The organism is Halomonas sp. BMC6 (assembly GCF_964204995.1).
Lineage (GTDB): Bacteria > Pseudomonadota > Gammaproteobacteria > Pseudomonadales > Halomonadaceae > Vreelandella.
In genome coordinates this window covers 148,615-166,332 of sequence record NZ_CAXNSH010000001.1, presented here as the reverse complement: position 1 = coordinate 166,332, position 17,718 = coordinate 148,615, and the positions used below count along the sequence as shown (strand labels likewise).

Genomic DNA, 17,718 nt, shown 5'->3' with positions numbered 1-17,718 from the left:
CGAGTCGTGTATAAAGTGTTACTTTATATCTTTTCTGGAGGTGGCATGCCGTTAACGCGACGACAACTCACCATCGGCGCTGTGGCGCTCATGGGCGTGGCGCTGCTGGTGTGGGCCATGCAGGTGAATTTACAGGGGGTGAGCCTGCAGCTATTGACGTGGCAGCGAGAGCTACACCGCAGTTTGACTCTGGCGATTACCGAGCTGTCACGAACGCCCACCACCGCCACATGGATCACGCTGCTCGGCGTCAGTTTTGCGTACGGCGTGTTTCATGCCGCAGGGCCGGGACACGGTAAAGCAGTATTGGCCACCTATTTGGCGTCTCATGGCGGTGCGACTCGCCGGGCGCTAGGGCTCTCGTTTGCTGCCTCGCTACTACAGGGCGTGACGGCCATTGCGATGGTGGCGGTATTGGTACACGGATTAGGCTGGGTGACGCGTCAAGCCATGGGCAGCGTGGCTTGGGTGGAGCAGGCCAGCTTTCTGCTGGTAGCGCTATTAGGGGCTTGGCTCTGCTGGCGGGCGGTGAAACAGCTGCGCCATGCCTATGCCGTTCAGAGTGAGCCGGTCATGGAGCACGTACATGCGCATGATCACAGCCACGACCACAGCCACTGCTGTGGCGGTGCCCATCATATTGAACCCGCGCAGGCGCTGGATTGGCGTACGGCCTTGATGACCGTCGGGGCGATTGGTATGCGCCCCTGCAGCGGAGCGATTTTGATGCTAGGTGCCGCAAGCCTTTTAGGCCAATTTTACGTGGGGGTCGCATCGGTGGTAGCGATGTCGCTGGGCACGGGCATTACCGTGTCGATACTGGCCCTGGCAAGTATTGTGGCCCGAGGGTGGGCCACCAAGCGGCTACAAAAGCAGAGCCAGCAGCGGGTCGAAAAAGCCGCTGGCTGGGCGGCGCTCACCGGTGGGGCGGTGATTGTTGCGCTGGGGGTTTCCTTGGCGCTGGCCGGTGCGGCACAGCCCGCCAGCGGCCCGTTACTCAACGAGCCGCCAGCACGAGGATCGCTTTTGGGCGGTTGAGCTTAAAGCGACAGCCCCTCAATGTGCGCTAGCAGCTGTTCCCGGCGCTCCCCCTGCTGGGCGAGCTCATAAGGCGTGGGAGCGCCATTGCCCCACACCGGCGCGGGCCAGCTAGCGTCATCGGTATAGCGCACCACTAAATGGATATGTAGCTGGCTGACCACGTTGCCCAACGTGGCGATATTGAGCTTATCGCCTTGAAAACCCTCTTTCATGGCCGCGCCCAGTTGAGTGGCTTCCTGCCAAAGCTGGGCTTGCTCTGCTTGGCTCAGCTCGAACACTTCGCTGACCGAGGGCACTCTGGGCACGAGCACGACCCAAGGATAGCGGGCATCGTTCATCAACAGCGCGCGGCAGAGCGGAAGATCCGCTAAGGGTAAGGTATCTGCTTCTAAGCGTGGGTCGAGTTCAAAGGTTGCCAAGCGGAGTGCTCCTGAGCCAAACGGGTTGGCGAGTATCATAGCAGGCAGCGGATAACTCAGGGAAAACAGGCGAAATTATTAAAATCTGTTACGCTAAAAACACTCCCAGGCGGTAAGGCTACCGCCGGAGCTTCCCGATGTTGAATGACTTGTTAAGGAGAACACGATGAAAAAACTACTGGCGACGAGCTTTATTCTGCTCATCACTGCGGGTGCTCTAGCGGGCTGCAACACCATTGCAGGCGCAGGACAAGACGTTGAAGAGGGCGGTCAAGCCGTTCAGGACGCCGCAAGTTAAGGTTCGATCTAACAGCTTGTTGTGCAACGTGCGGGCTAGGCAGCAATGTCTGGCCCGCACTGCGTATGAAGACAGCGAAACAAGTGATCAGACAAACGTCATCGAGGGAGAGCGATCATGATGCCCGTCAATCGTAGGATGACCACCCCGCCACGCCATCTAAAACGCGTGGGCAGCGTGCTGGCCGTGTTACTGCTCGCCGGATGTAGCAGCACACCCAGTGAAACCGCCGCGCCGAAGCCGCCGACGGTCGATCCCACCGCGCCGACCAACCAAACATGCGATGCCAGCGCCGTGCAGTACGCCATTGGTGCGCCCTTTGATGAGGCCAACGTGGCGACGCTCGAAGAGCAGAGCGGCGCCCGTCAGGTGCGTGTGCTGCGCCCCGGCAGCGCCGCGACCATGGACTACCGCGACGATCGGCTTAATATTCATTTAGAAAGCAACGACATGATCGAGGCGCTGCGCTGCGGCTAACGCAAAATCAGCCATACGCAGGCGGCGGTGAGTACACCCATGGTGATGTTAAACCCGCGCCATGCTCGATCGCTTTTGATCCACTGCCCGATGGCGCTGCCAAACGCGGCCCACAGGGCAATGCAGGGCAGCGCCACCAGCTCCGCAAACCCGGCCAGCACCAAGGCATTAATGACCGGCTGGCCGCTTTCCGGTAGAAAGCCCGCCATGAGCGCCAGCCCCATCACCCACGCTTTTGGGTTAGCGAATTGGAACATGGCCGCCTGCCAAAACGTCAGCGGCACCCCGTGCTGGCTACCGTGTAAATTGGGCGGCGGTGCGGTGGCGATTTTCCAAGCAAGGTAGAGCAAATAAGCACTCCCTATCCAGCGCAGCGTGGTTTGCACCACAGGGAAGCGTTCGAACAGCACGCCTAGCCCCAGGGCAATGCTGGCAAACAGTAAGAAACAGCCTCCTAAAATTCCCCACATATGCGGCATCGTACGTCGAAAGCCAAAGTTGGCCCCAGAAGCGGTAAGCATGATGTTGTTGGGCCCCGGAGTGAGCGTCATCGACATCATGTAGAGCGCTGCTGGGCCAAGGATTAGCCATTCACTGTTCATTTTTTTGTATCCATACAATTTTGATGATTGAGTTGTTAATGGGCGTTTTTGTTAGCATAATGGGGCTAATTTTTACGTCAAAGGTTTTATTGTCACCATGACAATTTGGGTGCCTTCCATTGAACACATGAGCGGCCCACGCTATCGGGCGATTGCCCAGGCGATAGGCGATGCCATTACCAGCGGTGAATTAGCGCCAGATGACAAGCTGCCGCCTCAGCGACGATTGGCGGATGCGTTAGGCGTCACCGTGGGCACCGTCACCCGTGGCTACGCTGAAGCAGAGCAACGCGGCTGGGTGAGCGCTCGGGTAGGCAGCGGCACCTACGTGAAACAGCGCGGACCAGCCCGTGTGTTTGGCGGTCAGCCCGCCACGCAAGCCGATGACGACACGATTGATTTAAGCCTCAGCCTACCGCCGCCCCACCCCCTGCGAGAGCAGGCGATGAGCACGGCACTGAGTGCTCTCAGCGCCTCTGTGGAGGTGCTCAGACGCAGCGTTGCTTACTCAAGCTCCCAGGGTAGCGACCACCACCGCGCCGCTCTCTCTCAGTGGCTCACACGATTAGGCATGCCCCTGAACGCGGAGGAACTGCTGATTACTCAAGGCGGGCAGCACGGCATTAGCCTAACGCTCGGCACACTTTTGCGCCCGGGGGAGCTGGTCGCTGCGGATGCGCTGACGTACCCAGGAGCCATCAGTGCCGCCCAGCAGGCGCATCTCAAGGTGGTCGCCATCCCCTTTGATCAAGATGGGATGTGCATGGAGGCGCTGGAAGCACAGTGCGCTCGCCAGCCGCCCCGCTTGATTTACCTCACTCCCGATCAAAACAACCCCACCGGCCTCTGCTTGAGCGAAGCGCGCCGGGGGCAGCTCGTGGCGATAGCAAGGCGCTACGATATATGGCTGCTGGAGGATGGCGTGCAGTACCTACCCGTTGAACAGCGCGGCACGCCGCTGTATCAGCTCGCGCCAGAGCGCACGCTGTTTGTGTTTAGCACGGCGAAAGTGCTGGCAGGCGGGCTGCGTATGGGCGTGCTGCGCGCGCCGCCTGCGCTGTTGGAGCGGCTGGCGGCGGCATTGAGGGCGCAAAGTTGGATGGTGCCACCGCTGATGGTGGATGTGGTCTGCCACTGGGTGAGCCAGCCCTCCGCACACGAGCTGCTGGCGTGGCAAACCCATGAGCTGGCGGCGCGGCAGCAGATCGTGACGGATCATCTGGCGGGCTATTCGCTGAGCCGCCAGCCAAACGGCAGCAACGTATGGCTAACGCTGCCCGATGGTGTACGGGCGCTAGAGCTGTGCGAACGGCTCCATCAGCAGGGCGTTAAAGTGACCAGCGCGGAACCCTTCTGCGTGGGCAGCGCCCCCGCCCCCCAGGCGGTCCGGATTTGCATCGGTGCCGCCGCCGACCAAACGGCGCTCAAGCGTGCGCTTGCGATCCTTCGAGCGAGCCTTGAGCAGCCGCCCTTGGCAACCGCAACGGTCTAGTTAGTCGTAGCGGTCTTTCCAGCCTTGGTGGCGTACCTGCTCTTTAAGCATTTCGAGCACATCGTAAAGCACCTGCTCGGTCACTTTTGCGCTGGAGTCGTCGACGGTTAGCCAGCTGTCAAAGCCATTTTCAGCCGTGCGCTCAACGAGCTGGCGGAAGGCGGGGGAATGCATGCCCTGGGCCATTTCATCCACCAAACGCTGGGCCACGTTGCTAATGGATGCCTGCATCGCACTGGACGCGGTCTGCCCCATGGGTAAGCGGTGCAGCCGTCGAATTTCCGGGCTCTCCCGCAGCGTGCGGCTCACCAGATCATCAATGGCCGCCATAATGGCGGTGCGATTTTGCTGATAGGCTCGGCCTGCCGTGGCCTCTAAGCGCTCGGCAATTTCATGGATGAGCTGGGTTTTACGCGGCATGATCACCCGCTCGATGACGCGCTCGGTGAGCGAGTCGCTGGCAACGATCTGCTCCTGAACATTGCCCAGCAGGCGTAGCGCAATACGGTCAGAGAGTTCTTCCAGCAGAATATCGTAGTACTTGGCAAAAAACCGATAGACCGACCAGCGCGTCACGTCGATCAAGCGCAGCCGATGTAGCCGGTGCAGGAGCGAGATGACGCGAAACACGCGCAGCAGGCGGAACCCGCTGAGCGGAATACAGCCCAGCACGTCGTACCAGTGCACGAAGGGGTAGAAGAACCAGCGGTGATAGCGCCGCTCGGCAATCGCCACGGCCCAGCCCAGCAGCACATCGACAATAAAGAAGCTAACAAAGACCAGATCGATGGCGATAAAGCGGCTATGGATCGCCGTATCGTAAAAACGGTGAAAACCGGGCGCGATAGCGGCAATCGCCTGGTTAATCGGCCCAATCAGAAACAGCGAGTCAAACAGCAGCAGGCTAAGGTTAATAATAACGGCGGCAAGGATCAGAAAATCCCAGCCGATGTGCGCATACTCAACGGCCTTGGGCAGGTGGGGATAGCGCTGCCTGATGGGCATGATGACTCCTTGTCGTCGCGGGTAGAGCAGCGCTTAGCGCTGCTGGTGATGCTGCTGGGTCAGCTCCTCTTCACGCTCTGCCTGTTTGCGTAGCTTCTTGCGCAGCGCGGCTTTTTCGAAGCGCAGCTTCTGCAGCGGGGTCTCCAGCGGCAGGGGTGGCACCCGGGCGGGTTTGCCGTCGGCGTCCACGGCCACCATGGTGAGGTAACAGCTATTGGTATGGCGAATCAGCTTCTGGCGAATATCCTCGGCCACTACCTTGATACCAATCTCCATGGAGGAGCGACCCACGTGATTCACGCTGGCGAGAAACGTCACCAGCTCGCCTACATGGATTGGCTGTTTGAACAGTACCTGATCCACCGAGAGCGTCACCACGTAGTGGCCGGAGTAGCGGCTGGCGCAGGCGTAGGCGACTTCATCGAGCTTTTTAAGAATAGCACCGCCGTGCACTTTTCCGCTGAAGTTCGCCATGTCCGGCGTCATCAAGACCGTCATGGAGAGCTCGTGCTGGCCCGGTAAGGCGCTGTGTTCAAGGCTCTGGTCTGGGGCGTTGGGTACAGCAGAGGCGTCGGACATAAAGGCCACCTTACGATTAAAAATGCCCGCCCCCAGGCGATACCAAAGGGGCGGGCGTTGACGTCGTGCTTAGCCGCTTAGAACCAGACCAAGCCCACGGAAATGATAATACCGGTAATGAACAGCTGGATCAGGCAGAAGCCCATGATGTCCTTCGCTTTCAAGCCTGCAATCGCCAGTACTGGCAGTGCCCAGAAAGGTTGCAGCAGGTTAGTCCAGGCGTCTCCCCAGGCCACCGCCATGGCCACGCGGGCAATGTCGGCCCCCAGCGCTTCTGCGGCAGGCAGCATGACCGGCGCTTGTACCGCCCACTGACCACCGCCGGAAGGCACGAACAGGTTCACGATACCGGCGCTAATGAACGACCAGAACGGCAGCGAGTTCGCGGTTGCAAACGAGACCAGCCATTCGGACATGCTCTGTGCAAGGCCCGACTGCACCATGATCGCCATGATGCCCGCATAAAAGGGGAACTGAATCACGATACCCGCGCCGCCTTTAATGGCCTCGTTCAGGCTAGTGAGCAGGTTGCGGGGCGTGCGATGCAGCACGATCGCCAGGAACAGGAACATGAAATTCACCACGTTCAGGTTCAGGCCGCCGCCGCGCAGAATGAAGTGGTCGAGCAGGAACAGTAGGCCCGGCACGCCCACCAGCAGCGCCAGCGGCATGCTGTTTTCGAGCTTTTCGGCAGGTCGCGTGATACGGACTACGGGCTCTGGCTCGTCGTCGAGCAGTTTGGGGTCGACGTAGACGCTGTCTTTCTCATCGGGCAGCATCATGCGGTTAACCAGCGGCACGGCGATGAATAAGCAGATGACGATGGCCAGGTTGAAGAAGGCGAAAATGGTCGAGCCTGTGCCAATCACGCCGATCTGGTCCGCAGAGAAGTGGCCTTCGGTGGCAATCGTCAGCGGCACCGAACCGGCCAAACCGCCGTGCCACACCACGAAGCCCGAGTAGGCGCTGGCCACCAGCAGGCGGTAATCAACCTTGATCACACGCGCCAGCTCTTTGGCGAACAGCGCGCCGACCACCAGGCCAAAGCCCCAGTTGATCCAGCTAGCCGCCAGTGACACCAGCGTGACGAGAATGATCGCGCCGCCGGGTGATTTCGCGGTACCGGCAATTTTTTGCAGAATGCGTTTTACCGGTGGCGAGCTTGCCAGCATAAAGCCGGTGACCAGCACGAGCAGCATCTGCATCGAGAAGGTCAGCAAGCCCCAGAAGCCGTCACCCCACATACGCAGCACGGCCAAGGGCGTTTGACGCTCTACCGCAATGGCGGCGATGGCGGCAATGAGGGTTAGCAAGAGGACGAAGATATACGGGTCTGGCAAATAACGCTCGACCAGCTTAACCGCTGGTTTTGATATGAGTTTTAGCATGGAGTGCTCACTTTATTCGTTATTAGGAAGTGCGCGGCTAATATACGGCGGTGCGGCACAATTTTCATCCCTCAACGGCCAATGCGCAGGGCGCTTAGCATTGTCGCATCACACTACGGTAGCGCAGTTAGCTAGCCCTGCCCGTTGTGGCGTTCAACGCTGCTGATCAAAGGTGAGACACGCGGGGGGGCGCACGCCAGCGGGTCAGCCGGTAGCGGCGGTAGTAACCAATGAGCACGGCCGAGCGAGTCAGGGTGAAGAGCGTAAACGCCAGCCAGAGGCCGTGATTGCCCAGTCCCTGGCAGAACCACCAAGTAGGTAGGTAAACGGCGAGGCCTGCAAAAATGCTGTTGCGCATTTCCCTCACCGCCGTAGTGCCGATAAACACGCCGTCGAATAGATAGCTCCAGACGGCGATGAGCGGCATGACCACCATCCACGGTAGATAGATGGCAGCGGTGGCGCGTACGTCATCGAGTCCGGTGAGCAGGGCAATGAGCTGATTACCCCCCACTGCAAACAGCAGTGCCGCCGCGGCAGAGGTCCAGAACGAGAAGTGCGCCGTGGCACGCACCGTAGCGGCAAACTCCCGCCAGTCGCGGCGGCCGTAAGCGCGCCCTACTAGCGATTCTGCGGCGTGGGCAAAGCCATCCAAGGCGTAGCTGGTGAGCATGATGAACTGCAGCAGCACGGCATTGGCGGCAAGCACGGTATCGCCCTGGCGGGCACCTTGCGCCGTAAAAAATGCCATGGCAAACAGCAGCCCCAGGGTACGCACGAACAGGTTGGCGTTGACGTTGAACAGTGCCGAGTACGCCTTCAGTGCCAGCAGCCGCTGGCGCTGAAAGCGGCCTTCCAAATGCCCCAGCTGGCGCAGCACCAAATAGCCGCCAAACGCCAGCGCGCTGTAGTCCGCAAACACGCTGGCCAGCGCGACGCCGTTGCTGGTCATCCCTAGACCGACGACGAACCACAGATCGAGCAGGATGTTCACGCTGTTGGTCAGCAGCAGAATCATCAGCGTGACGCGGGAGTTCTGCTGCCCTAAGAACCACCCCAGAATGGCGTAGTTGGCCAGTACGACAGGGGCCGACCAGAGGCGAATCTCGGCATACTCGCGGGCCAGCGGCGTGGCCTCGGCGCTGCCATCCAGTAACCACAGGCCAAGAGAGATCAGCGGCGAGCCAAACACGATCAATAGGGTGCCGATGACGAGCGCCATGATGAGCGACTGGCCGAGCAGGTTGCGAACATCGCTCGACGCCTCACGCCCAATGGCCTGGGCCACCAGCCCGGTGGTGCCCATGCGCAAAAAGCCAAAGCCCCAATAAAGGAAGCTGAATAGGGTGGCACCGAGGGTAACGCCGGCTAAATAGCGGGAATCGGGCAAGTGCCCGACCACGGCCGTGTCCACCAGCCCCAGCAGAGGCACGGTGATGTTGGAGAGTATGATGGGCCAAGCGAGGATCCAAATACGCATTCAGAGTGACCTTCGCTTGCAGACGTTCAGGCGCATCTTGAGTGGGAGAGTTAAGCGGCAGTAATGATGCGGTACTTCTCCATCAACTGCTCTTGGGTCTCGGGGCGCTCTGGGTCGAGGGGAATACAGTCCACCGGGCACACCTGCTGGCACTGAGGCTCGTCGAAGTGGCCGACACACTCGGTGCACAAATTGGGATTGATCACGTAAATCTCCTCACCAGGAGAGATCGCGTCATTAGGGCATTCCGGTTCGCAGACGTCGCAGTTAATGCATTCGTCGGTGATCATCAGGGCCATGGGCATACCTCACGAATGGCGTATCACTCGGGCAATCAGATACCCGAGTGTTTTACTCAACAATATCGATAGCTAGGTAGTGTAGTGCTTACGCAGCGCCTCTGCGACCTGCGGATGCACCAGCGGCGAAATATCGCCGCCCAGCTTGGCGATTTCCCGCACGATGGTCGAGGAGATATAAGAGTTTTCCACCGCCGGGGTGAGAAACACGCTCTCGAGCTCCGGGTTTTGAGCACGATTCATGTTGGCCAGCTGCAGCTCGTACTCGAAATCGGAGACCGCACGCAGGCCGCGCAGAATGATGGTTGCGCCCTGTTCGTGCATCATGGTGGTGAGCAGCGTCGAGAAACCAATGACGCTGACATTGGGCAGCGATGCGCACACCGACTCCGCCAGCGCAATGCGCGTCTCTAAATCCAGGCTGGGGCGTTTGCCAGGGCTGGCCGCCACGGCAATCACCACTTTGTCGAACATGCGCGCGCCGCGCTCGATCAGGTCGTAATGACCGTTGGTGATCGGATCGAACGTCCCTGGGTAGACGGCGATATTTTCGCGGCGGGTGGTCATGTCGGCGTCTCCTCGTCCAGCGAACCAAACGGGTTGTCGGCGGCCAGTGACACCGCCTGATCGTAGCCGGGAATGTGGATGCGGTCTGCGTGTATCTCAAGCTCTGGGCCTTCCAGCACCGCTTCGCCAAACTGATAGCGAGGTGCATAGTGTCCCCGGTCGGCGTCGGCAAGATAAGCCGTGGCGTTGGCGCGGACGGCTTCGCGGCGGCCTTTCCAGGCATCGATGGCCGCACGGCCGTGGCGCTTGACCAGCAGGCGCTCGGTGACGTCGGGCGAGAGCACGACACCCGTGGCGTTATTGCCGCCAAAGCCTTTGGCGTTGATAAAGGCGGCATCGGCAGTAAACGCTTGCGGCGTCGTGAAAAAGCGCAGCCGCTCGGCATACACGTCATCGGCCACTGCATCCAACGTCGGGATGCCCGGCAGCAAGCCGTGGGCAAAGCTGCCCAGGGCGCTGGCCATCTGGTCGCCCGCCGCAGAGCCTTGCGAGTGGCCGATGAACGCTTTGATCGCCACCACCGGCCACTGCTCGATGCCGTTCGCACGGGCGATTTCATCGAACACGTGGGATTCGGTGGTGCGGTTTTTCGGCGTGCTGGTGCCGTGGGCATGAAGGAAAGTGCGCTCTTTCAGCGCGGTCTCCCCCAGCATGTCTTTGACCAGCGCGGCCGCTTTGCCCAGAGTGATGTAGTTGCCGATGCCGGGCGCAGAGATAGAGCGCTTGTAGCCGTCAGCGTTGACGAAGACCTCGGGCACCGCACCCAGAATGTCGGCGCCTAGCGTGAGGGCGAGGCTGTCGTCCATCAGCAGCAGGAACTGGCTCGCTTCGGCCATGGTGAACCCGCAATTGCGGGCAAACGGGCGGCAGGCGCGCTGGTAATCAGCATCGGTGAGCAGCTCCAAGGCATCCAGCGCTTTCAGGCTGGCGTCATCGGCCAGCGCGCCCATGGCGCGGAAACCTTCGATGATCTCCGGTGTGATTGGCGCATCGGCCGTGCCCACCATGACCACTCGGCGGCGGCCAGCGCGGATATCCTCGATGCCCAGACGCAGGTTGTAGAGGAAGCTCGCGCACGCACCCAGCGCTGCACCGGTGCCGCCTACGCTGCCGAGGACATAGGCATTGAGAAAGTCTGCGGGCATTTGCCCATAGCCGAGTGGCATCTGCTTGGAGGTGGCGCGCTGGCCGGTCACCAAGCTTTTCAGCAAGCCGCCCCACCCCTGGTCATCGAGCTGGCCAATGGAGTTGCCCGCATAGACGGCAATGTGATCGGGGTTGAGCTGCTGGCGTAGGGTTTCCCAAGAGAGGCCGCTGGCACCCAGGCAGTCGCTGGCACCGAAGACCGCCATCGAGAGTCCGCGCGGATGGTGGACGCTGCGGTACAGGCTGGCGGGGTCGAAGCCGCTGGGCAGCTGGGCCGCGGCCCGGACCTTGGGTTCCTGTGCATCAGGCAGCAGCACGTCGAAAGCACCGGCAGGAAGGGTGACTTCGACCTGCCGCGCGTCGATCTCACGCACCTGCCACCCGTCGGGTAGCTGTTCCGGCAGTTGGCGGCGGCGCAGCGTCACGCGCAGCGGCTCGGCCAGGGCCAAGTCGGCTCGTCGGTTCGCGGGTAGGCCGGGGGCGAGAAAGCGCGGGTCTTCGTTGCGGCGAATCAGCGTGTGGTTAAGCACCTGATCACGCAGCCGTTGGGCCGGGGCGTCAATGGGCTGCCCTGCGCTGTCGTGCCATCCGTTGTCGGAGTGCTCGGCAAGGCGCATGAGTGCCGCCAAGCCTTCCAGGGTTTGGCGCTGCTGGTCGGCGGGTAGAGCATCAAGCACGGTGCGGCGGAAGGCCTGATGGCCCGAGGTTCTGCCGGCGGGATTGATGCCGCCCATGCCGACAATCACCGGTAAGTGTGACAAGCCGGGTTCCTCGTGGTGCGGTGGTTTTTAATAACAGTTATTGTCGGACCAGGCCGAAAACGGTGACCGATCCGAGCTTAATAGTGAGCTGAACAAATGGCTCGGGCGTGATCATAGCACCGGGCGTACAACGGCGTCATGCCGAGCGCGCGGGAGACTGATAGAATCACGCTTTTTTTAACCCAGGGGATGGCATGCAGCACACTTCACGGCCAGTGACGTCCAATCAACCCGGTCCGCATCACGATGTGGCGCGCCGAGTCGCGCGCGCCCTCGCGCATCCGCTGCGCAAACCCATTGCCGACCACACGCGTCGTGCGTTCGAGCAGGCCGATGCGTGGCGGCAACAGCACACGGCACCCTTGATTCTCGACGCTGGCTGCGGGGTCGGGTTATCGACCCGGCGACTCGCCATACAGTTCCCAGAACATCGTGTGATTGGCGTTGATCGCAGCGAAGATCGGCTGGGACGCGAGCACGGCGAGCCGCCGGACAATGCGCTGCTGGTGCGTGCCGATTTGGTCGATTTTTGGCGTCTGGCCCTGGAAGCCGGCTGGGCGCCCGAGCGTCACTATTTGCTGTACCCCAACCCGTATCCCAAGTCGGCCCACTTGAAAATGCGCTGGCATGGCCATCCGGTTTTCCCCACACTGTTAGCTTTGGGCGGGCGGCTGGAGCTGCGCTCGAACTGGCAGCTCTATGTGGAAGAGTTTGCCCAGGCCGTCGAAGTCGTCACCGGTCAGACGGCCAGCGTCACCTCCCTGCAACCTAACGGTGATTATCTCACCCCGTTTGAAGCCAAATATGACCAAAGTGGCCAAACGCTCTGGCGTTTGTGCATCGACTTGGAGCGCCCATGACGTTTGTGTATCTGATTCTAGCGATTGTGGCGGAAGTGATCGCCACCAGTGCGCTAAAAGCCTCGGCGGGGTTTACCCGGCCGCTGCCAAGTCTCTTGGTGGTGGGGGGCTATGCCGTTGCGTTCTATTTATTGAGCCTGGTGCTGCGCACCCTGCCGGTAGGGGTGACCTACGCCATTTGGGCAGGGTTGGGTATCGTGCTGGTCACGCTGGTAGGCATCGTGGTGTTTGGCGAAAAGCCCGACCTGCCCGCCGTGCTGGGCATTACCCTGATCGTGGCGGGCGTGGTGACGCTACAGGTCTTTTCCAAAATGAATGTGCATTGAGGTAGCTCAACGTGACGTGTTTACTCCATTTTTCCGCACGCTGGCTGCGTAACGGTGTCGTCGCAGGGCTCACGACCGCGGCACTCTGCGCCAGTTCTGCGCTTTGGGCCGACTTCACCCGATTGAGCCAGCTCGAGGCAAAAGGGTTTTCGATCAGTGCCGAAGCGCGCCTTCTGGATGCCGATAGCGGCAGCAACCCGTTGCTGGGCAGCCTGAACCCTGAGCGTCAGCTCTCGCCCGCCTCGGTCACCAAAGCGTACATGTCGGCGGCCTTGCTGAATCGCTTTGGCCCCCAGCACCGCTTCACTAGCCAACTCGTCAGTACCGGCGCGGTGCAGGATGGCGTGCTGAGGGGCGATCTCGTTTTCGAAGGTGGCGGTGACCCAGGTCTGACCACCGAAGATCTATGGCGGCTCGTTCAACGCTTGCGGCTGGCGGGCGTTGACCGCGTTGACGGCGCGCTGGTGGTTAGCCAGTGGCGCTTCGGGCCGGTGGAGTGCATCACCACGGACCGCTGCAATGCCCGCACCCGGGTGACCAATGCCTACAGCGCGCCGCTCACCTCGGCAGGCGTCAACTTTGGCACTTGGTGTGTCAATGTCGCGCCGGCCGCCCAGCCAGGGGCACCTGCCCGGGTAGGCCTGTGCGACAGCCAAGACCCGCTGATCGTGATCGATAATCAGGTCGTCACGCGTCCGGCCAATAGCGGTACCGAGATCAGCGCAGAGCGGCTAACCGACGAGCGCGGTGATGTCATGCGATTGACGGGGCAGATTTCTACCAACGCAGTGGCGCGGGATGTCTACCGTGGTGCGGGGGATGCCGCAGAGAAGACGGCTCAGGTACTGCTCAGTATGCTCAACCAGTCGGGCGTCAGCGTTCGTGATCCGTGGCGCGTCAGCGCCAGCCAGCCGCCGAGCAACGCCCAGCGTCTGGCCGCCGTGGATAGCCAGCCGCTACAAGAGCTGCTGTTGCGCACCATGAACTACTCCAACAACTACATGGCCGACGTGCTGGCGCTGAACTTGGTGGAAACGCCCCAGGCGCAGCTGCGTCAGGCAGGGCAGGCCATCGAAACCTACGTCCAGCGCCTGCCTGGGCATGGCCCAATCACGCTACACAGCGGCAGCGGGCTCACCACCGATAACCGCACCTCGGCCCACGGTGTCAACGTCATGCTGGAGGACATGTTCCGTCAAAGCGCGCTGTTCCCCAGTTTCGTAGCCTCTTTTCAATCGCCCGCCAATGGGGTGATGCGCTTTATTCGTCGCGGTTCATCCACGTTCCAACATAACGTCATGCTGAAAACCGGCACGCTCAACCAGCCGTTTGCCGTGCGCGCTGCGGCAGGCTATTTCCGTACGGCCCAAGGGCGCTGGGGCGTGTTCAGCGTGCTGGTGAACGGGAGCGGCAGCACACCTTATCTCAGCTGGCCCGAGGTGCTCGACCCGCTGTCGTTAGATCTAGATGCAATGATATTGGCCAATTAATGAAACGCTTAGCTGAGGCACAACGGGCATGAAGCCAAGTCACACGGGGTTAACCCATTTACTGCACTCCACACGCTACTCCTGGAAGGGGCTAAAAGCGGCGTTTCGCAACGAATCTGCCTTTCGCCAGGAGCTGGCGATTACCGCCGTGCTGCTGCCGTTCGCCTGGTGGATTGGCGAAGGCCCGGTCAGCTGGCTGCTGCTGGTCGGCAGCCTGTTTCTCGTGCTGATCGTCGAGCTGCTCAATAGCGCCATCGAAAACGTGGTCGATCGTATCGGTACCGAGCACCACGAACTGTCGGGACGCGCCAAGGACATCGGCTCGGCCGCCGTGATGCTCTCGCTGATGATGGCGGGGCTGACCTGGGGGCTGTTAGGCTGGGAAAAATGGATGGGCTAATCGGCCCAGAATGTCGTTAATAATCATAACAACCGCTTGGCAAAGAGGTGCTCATGCAGACCCACGATGCGTTATTTCCCACGGCCACGCTTCCTAAAGCACTCGCACCTGCCGCCGCTGGAGCACACCAACGCCTGAGCGAGGCGTTGAGCCAAGCGGACAACATCGCCTCGATGACCAAGCAGCCGCTACCCTCCAGCAGTTGGGAGTCGCTCTCTCCGGCCCGCCGGGAAGCGCTCGCCCGAGTGGTGACGATTTCCACCTTTGCTCTCGATACGCTGGCGCGCTTTCCCCTCTGGCTGGCCGAGCTGGACGCTGCCGGAGAGTTGGATAGCGCCCCCAGTAAGGAAGCGCTGACTCAGTGGTTGGATGATGCCCTGGAGAGCGCCGAGGACGAAGAGGCGCTGCACCGTATCCTGCGCCGTTTTCGCCGCGCGCGCATGCTGGGCATTGTTTGGCGCGACCTAAACCGCCCCGACGGTGCCACCATGTGGGACACCGCTCGGTCGGTCTCTTGGCTGGCGGAAGTGTGCACCGACGCGGCGCTTGGCTGGCTGGAGCGTTTTTATGCCCCCCGCTGGGGCACGCCTGCGGCTCGACGACAGGGTGAGTCTCAACGGCTGGTGGTGCTGGGAATGGGTAAGTTGGGCGCCGGGGAGCTCAACCTCTCCTCGGACATCGATCTGATTTTTGCCTTCCCTGAAAAGGGCGAGACCGAAGGCGGTCGTAAGCCACTCGAGCATCAAGAGTACTTCACCAAGCTTGGTCAGCGTTTGATCGCTGCCCTGGATGCCATGACGGCGGATGGCTTCGTGTTCCGCGTGGATATGCGCCTGCGGCCGCTGGGCGACGGTGGCCCACTGGTGGGCAGCTTCTCGATGCTCTCCAGCTACTATCAAGACCAAGGCCGAGAGTGGGAGCGCTACGCAATGCTCAAAGCGCGGCCCATTGCTGGGGACCTCGACGCCGGGCATGAGTTGCTGGCGAGCCTGCGGCCGTTCGTGTATCGCCGCTACCTGGATTTCGGGGCCATCGAATCGCTGCGCGAGCTGAAGGCAATGATCAACCGGGAAGTGAAGCGTAAAGGCATGCAGAGCAATATCAAGCTGGGGCCGGGAGGCATTCGCGAGGTGGAGTTCGTGGTGCAGGCGTTTCAGCTGATTCGCGGCGGCCGTGATACCGAGCTGCAGGTCACCTCGCTGCAAACAGCGCTCAAGCGCTTACCCGACCTTGGGCTGCTGCCCCCAGCCGTGGTAGACGAGCTGCTGCCGGATTACGCCTTCCTGCGCGATCTGGAACACGCCCTTCAGGCGTTGGAAGATCGCCAAACTCAGATGCTGCCCAACGACGATGAGGACCGCGAGCGCGTCGCTTTCGCCATGGGGCACGAGGATTGGCCCGGGCTTATCGCCCAGCTAGATGAGGTCCGCGAGCGGGTGCGTCAGCACTTCGACGCGGTGATCGCGGATCCTGAAGAAGAGGCCGATGAAGAGCAAAGCGACGCCAGCCTCCACCAGTGGCGGCTTTTGTGGCGCGGTGAGCTTGAAGAGGATGAGGCTCAGGCCCTTCTCAGCGAAGCGGGCTTTAACGAATCGGAAAAAGCGCTCAAGCGCGTGCAGAGCCTCTCCAGCTCCCGGGCCGTGCAAAGCATGCAGCGCATTGGCTTTGAGCGTTTGGATGCGCTCATGCCGCTCCTGCTGAGTGCCGTTGCCGAGAGCGAGACCCCGGACACCGCGCTGACGCGGGTGCAGCCGCTGATCGAGGCCGTGTTGCGCCGTACCGCGTACCTGGCGCTGCTGCGGGAAAACCCTCAAGCGCTGGAGCATCTCATGCGACTCTGCTCGGCGAGCCCTTGGATTGCCGAGCAGCTAGCACGCTACCCGATCCTGCTGGACGAGTTATTGACCCCCGATACGCTCTACACGCCCGCAGACAAGGCGCGTTTGGCCGATGAGCTGCGCCAAACGCTCAACCGCATACCCGAAGAGGACGAGGAAGCACAGCTAGAGGCGCTGCGGGTTTTCAAGCACGCCCAAATGCTCCACGTGGCGGCCTCCGATATTGCCGGTACGCGCCACCTGATGAAAGTAAGCGATTACTTAACCTACATCGCCGAAGTGATCTTGGATGCGGTGCTGGCCATGGCGTGGAAACACGTAACGCGCAAGCACGGCGCTCCCGCCGGGTGTCATCACCAAGAGCCGGCGTTCTTGGTGATTGGTTACGGCAAGCTGGGCGGCATCGAGTTGGGCTATGGCTCCGATCTGGATCTGGTGTTCCTGCACGATAACGACGGCAAAGGCAGTACCGACGGTCCACGTCCTCTGGATACACCGGTGTTTTTCACCCGCCTGGGCCAGCGCATCATCCACTTGCTCACCGCCGTGACCCCCGCAGGCAGCCTGTACGAAGTGGACATGCGCCTGCGACCCTCAGGAAATGCGGGGCTGCTGGTTACTTCCCTCGATGCCTTCGCCGACTACCAGCACCAAAACGCCTGGACCTGGGAGCATCAGGCACTGGTGCGCGCGCGCGTGGTGGCAGGCAACGAGTCGCTGGCCAAAAAGTTCGATGCCCTGCGTGGCGAGATTTTACGCCGTCAGCGTGACCCAGCATCGCTGCGTGATGACGTGGTCAGCATGCGCCACAAAATGCGTGACCACCTGGGTACCAAAGGACAGGTGGAGAGTGGCCCCGACGCGACCTTTAACTTGAAACACGACGCCGGTGGCATGGTGGATATCGAGTTTCTGTGTCAGTACGCCGTGCTGGCGCTTTCCCACCAAACGCCAGCGCTGATCACCTATAGCGACAATATTCGCATTCTGGAGACCCTGGCGGAGAGTGGGCACATCACCCAGGAGGAGGCCGAGCAACTTCGCGACGCGTATTTGGCCTACCGTAGCCGAACGCATCGCGCGGCGTTGACGGGAGACAAGGCGTTGGGGCAAGTCAGCGAGTTTGCAGAACATCGTCAGGTGGTGACCAGGTTGTGGCAGCGTTTTCTGGAGCCCTGATTGGCGCGCCAGGCATTTTTCAGTAGCATCGGTAAAAAGCTAGCCTGATAACGACCTCCCCAGGGCGGCGA

At 61.1% G+C, this 17,718-nt stretch carries 18 protein-coding genes; 9 read left to right on the top strand and 9 right to left on the bottom strand.

What is annotated here, in order from left to right; translation table 11 throughout:
- Positions 1-45 precede the first annotated feature (45 nt).
- Complete coding sequence (locus tag AB6K10_RS00790) at positions 46-1,038, top strand: nickel/cobalt transporter (RefSeq protein ID WP_339117761.1); 993 nt, start codon at positions 46-48, stop codon at positions 1,036-1,038.
- Between the two features lie 2 nt (positions 1,039-1,040).
- On the opposite strand, the gene AB6K10_RS00785 is transcribed toward AB6K10_RS00790, so the two are convergent.
- A complete protein-coding gene (locus tag AB6K10_RS00785; RefSeq protein WP_368473611.1) occupies positions 1,041-1,499 on the bottom strand; it encodes an HIT domain-containing protein in 459 nt (152 codons plus the stop codon).
- A 127-nt stretch (positions 1,500-1,626) separates the two neighbouring features.
- Between AB6K10_RS00785 and AB6K10_RS00780 the strand changes: the two genes are divergently transcribed.
- A complete protein-coding gene (locus AB6K10_RS00780; protein WP_044630151.1) occupies positions 1,627-1,758 on the top strand; it encodes an entericidin A/B family lipoprotein in 132 nt (43 codons plus the stop codon).
- Positions 1,759-1,875: 117 nt separating this feature from the next.
- Positions 1,876-2,235, top strand: coding sequence for an I78 family peptidase inhibitor (locus tag AB6K10_RS00775; protein ID WP_339117759.1), 360 nt, complete (start codon positions 1,876-1,878; stop codon positions 2,233-2,235).
- Here AB6K10_RS00775 and AB6K10_RS00770 read toward each other — a convergent pair.
- On the bottom strand, positions 2,232-2,837 hold the full coding sequence (locus AB6K10_RS00770; protein ID WP_339117758.1) for a LysE family translocator: 606 nt from the start codon (positions 2,835-2,837) through the stop codon (positions 2,232-2,234). The two genes, AB6K10_RS00775 and AB6K10_RS00770, sit on opposite strands and share 4 nt — an antisense overlap.
- 97 nt (positions 2,838-2,934) lie before the next feature.
- Here AB6K10_RS00770 and AB6K10_RS00765 point away from each other — a divergent pair, with 97 nt between their 5' ends.
- Positions 2,935-4,329 carry a PLP-dependent aminotransferase family protein gene (locus AB6K10_RS00765; RefSeq protein WP_339117757.1) on the top strand — a complete coding sequence of 465 codons (1,395 nt, stop codon included), beginning with the start codon at positions 2,935-2,937 and terminating at the stop codon, positions 4,327-4,329.
- On the opposite strand, the gene AB6K10_RS00760 is transcribed toward AB6K10_RS00765, so the two are convergent.
- The 7 genes from AB6K10_RS00760 to AB6K10_RS00730 all read right to left on the bottom strand — a co-directional run bounded on the left by AB6K10_RS00760 (position 4,330) and on the right by AB6K10_RS00730 (position 11,527).
- Positions 4,330-5,334 carry an ion transporter gene (locus AB6K10_RS00760; RefSeq protein ID WP_339117756.1) on the bottom strand — a complete coding sequence of 335 codons (1,005 nt, stop codon included), beginning with the start codon at positions 5,332-5,334 and terminating at the stop codon, positions 4,330-4,332.
- A 33-nt stretch (positions 5,335-5,367) separates the two neighbouring features.
- The gene (locus tag AB6K10_RS00755; RefSeq protein ID WP_159343188.1) at positions 5,368-5,913 is read right to left on the bottom strand and encodes an acyl-CoA thioesterase; all 546 of its coding nucleotides are present in this window, start codon (positions 5,911-5,913) and stop codon (positions 5,368-5,370) included.
- A gap of 77 nt (positions 5,914-5,990) precedes the next feature.
- Complete coding sequence (locus tag AB6K10_RS00750; RefSeq protein ID WP_339117755.1) at positions 5,991-7,301, bottom strand: short-chain fatty acid transporter; 1,311 nt, start codon at positions 7,299-7,301, stop codon at positions 5,991-5,993.
- Positions 7,302-7,467: 166 nt separating this feature from the next.
- Complete coding sequence (locus tag AB6K10_RS00745; RefSeq protein ID WP_339117754.1) at positions 7,468-8,781, bottom strand: MATE family efflux transporter; 1,314 nt, start codon at positions 8,779-8,781, stop codon at positions 7,468-7,470.
- 50 nt (positions 8,782-8,831) lie between these two features.
- Positions 8,832-9,080 (bottom strand): YfhL family 4Fe-4S dicluster ferredoxin, encoded by a 249-nt coding sequence (locus tag AB6K10_RS00740; protein WP_039182874.1) that lies wholly within the window; start codon positions 9,078-9,080, stop codon positions 8,832-8,834.
- A gap of 72 nt (positions 9,081-9,152) precedes the next feature.
- Entirely contained in the window at positions 9,153-9,647 is a 495-nt protein-coding gene (gene coaD / locus AB6K10_RS00735; protein ID WP_285262868.1) for a pantetheine-phosphate adenylyltransferase, read from the bottom strand.
- Positions 9,644-11,527: a beta-ketoacyl synthase gene (locus AB6K10_RS00730; protein WP_339119582.1), complete on the bottom strand. Its 1,884-nt coding sequence runs from the start codon at positions 11,525-11,527 to the stop codon at positions 9,644-9,646. Before AB6K10_RS00730 ends, coaD begins: the two co-directional genes overlap by 4 nt.
- Positions 11,528-11,748: 221 nt before the next feature.
- Here AB6K10_RS00730 and AB6K10_RS00725 point away from each other — a divergent pair, with 221 nt between their 5' ends.
- The 5 genes from AB6K10_RS00725 to glnE are packed head-to-tail and all read left to right on the top strand — an operon-like array spanning position 11,749 to position 17,647.
- Positions 11,749-12,414: a tRNA (guanosine(46)-N(7))-methyltransferase TrmB gene (locus tag AB6K10_RS00725; RefSeq protein WP_253017464.1), complete on the top strand. Its 666-nt coding sequence runs from the start codon at positions 11,749-11,751 to the stop codon at positions 12,412-12,414.
- Entirely contained in the window at positions 12,411-12,740 is a 330-nt protein-coding gene (locus AB6K10_RS00720) for a multidrug efflux SMR transporter (protein ID WP_159343183.1), read from the top strand. The genes AB6K10_RS00725 and AB6K10_RS00720 overlap by 4 nt, the downstream gene beginning before the upstream one ends.
- 11 nt (positions 12,741-12,751) lie before the next feature.
- On the top strand, positions 12,752-14,230 hold the full coding sequence (gene dacB / locus AB6K10_RS00715) for a D-alanyl-D-alanine carboxypeptidase/D-alanyl-D-alanine-endopeptidase (RefSeq protein ID WP_285262870.1): 1,479 nt from the start codon (positions 12,752-12,754) through the stop codon (positions 14,228-14,230).
- A 28-nt stretch (positions 14,231-14,258) separates the two neighbouring features.
- Positions 14,259-14,630: a diacylglycerol kinase gene (locus AB6K10_RS00710; protein WP_159343181.1), complete on the top strand. Its 372-nt coding sequence runs from the start codon at positions 14,259-14,261 to the stop codon at positions 14,628-14,630.
- 53 nt (positions 14,631-14,683) lie between these two features.
- A complete protein-coding gene (gene glnE, locus AB6K10_RS00705; RefSeq protein ID WP_339117753.1) occupies positions 14,684-17,647 on the top strand; it encodes a bifunctional [glutamate--ammonia ligase]-adenylyl-L-tyrosine phosphorylase/[glutamate--ammonia-ligase] adenylyltransferase in 2,964 nt (987 codons plus the stop codon).
- Positions 17,648-17,718: the final 71 nt, after the last annotated feature.